General features: G+C 38.6%; 1 protein-coding gene. It reads left to right on the plus strand.

The window, feature by feature from the left end; translation table 11 throughout:
• Positions 1-159: 159 nt before the first annotated feature.
• Complete coding sequence (locus H5072_RS19750; protein ID WP_039486942.1) at positions 160-1293, plus strand: PepSY domain-containing protein; 1134 nt, start codon at positions 160-162, stop codon at positions 1291-1293.
• Positions 1294-1295: the final 2 nt, after the last annotated feature.

Below are 1295 nucleotides of genomic sequence, written 5' to 3' on the forward strand. Positions count from 1 at the left end.
GACATTCTTATTTTAGGTACTGGCAAGCTAGGTATACAAAAACCGTAGAATTAAGTTCACGGTTTACTTATTTAATAGGAAACCTACTCACAAGCTATTAAATGAAAATGATAGTTGTTATCATGCGCAAGTCATTAACTGCAATATATAAAACTATCTATGAGAAAAACTCTTTTTAAAATTCACAGTTGGATCGCTCTTATAGCTCTCATTCCCTTGATTGTTATTAGTATTACAGGGAGCGTATTAGTTTTTAAAAGTGAAATAGATGGCTTACTTATGCCAAGCAGTCACTATGTTGTAAAAGCACTGCCAGAGCGCATGCCAATCGACAAATTAATCGCAAAAACAGAGCTTGCTTACCCTGAGTATGTAGTAGGTAGTTGGGAGATATTTAACGATGATACTGCTGATCGGGTTTACTTAGTTAAACGCGGGACAGAGCAATGGTATAAGTTTCATTTAAACCAGTATACGGGTGACATTTTGTCAGAGCCTGTTGGTACCAGCCATTATTTTACTGATTGGTTTTTAGAACTGCATTACACCTTTTTACTTAACGACTTTAAAAACCTGCCAGGTCAAACAGGCACAGTACTAGGCTTCTTTTTTGCTCTGTTTTTATTGGTATTAGGTATTACAGGACTTATTATTTATCGTAAATTTTGGCAGCGCCTATTTAGTGTGCGCTGGCGTGCAACACTGCAAATTGTACTTAGCGACATTCATAAAATGACGGGGGTGATAGGGTCGCCCATCATTATTATTTTAGCTATCACAGGTGGCTACTTTAACTGGGCGGTGTGGTATCACGAAGTTATTGAACACGCTGAGGAAGAACACTTTGTACTAACCAAAAACTTGCACAGTAGCGATATTTCGTTTCAACACATACTCGATGACAGTAAAAAGCAAATACCCACTTTTAATGGTACGTTTTTAGTTATGCCACTCGAGCCTGACGAAAATATCACCTTATTCGGCGAAGTCGATACAAATAACCCACTTGCGAGCGAATATGCCAATACGGTTAGCTACGATAAGCAAACAGGCGAACATTTAACTAACTGGGATATTCGCGAAGTTGGCGTTGGCTGGCAAGTAATTGATAGCTTTAGAAAACTTCATTTTGGCTACTTTGCAGGGCTAATAAGTAAAATACTGTGGTGCGTAATTGGTTTGAGCCCAGTGTGGCTAGCAGGTACTGGTTTTTACTTGTGGTTTACCCGCCGTAAACGTAAAAAACAATCACAAAAAAATCGCTCAAGTAAACGCAGTACAGCAAGTGCTTGATT

It is taken from the genome of Pseudoalteromonas sp. SR45-5, from assembly GCF_014163565.1.
Classification (GTDB): Bacteria; Pseudomonadota; Gammaproteobacteria; order Enterobacterales; family Alteromonadaceae; genus Pseudoalteromonas; species Pseudoalteromonas distincta.

Excerpts from the sequence above, each read along its gene's own strand:
- H5072_RS19750 (WP_039486942.1), top strand. The coding sequence starts at position 160 with ATGAGAAAAACTCTTTTTAAAATTCACAGTTGGATCGCTCTTATAGCT.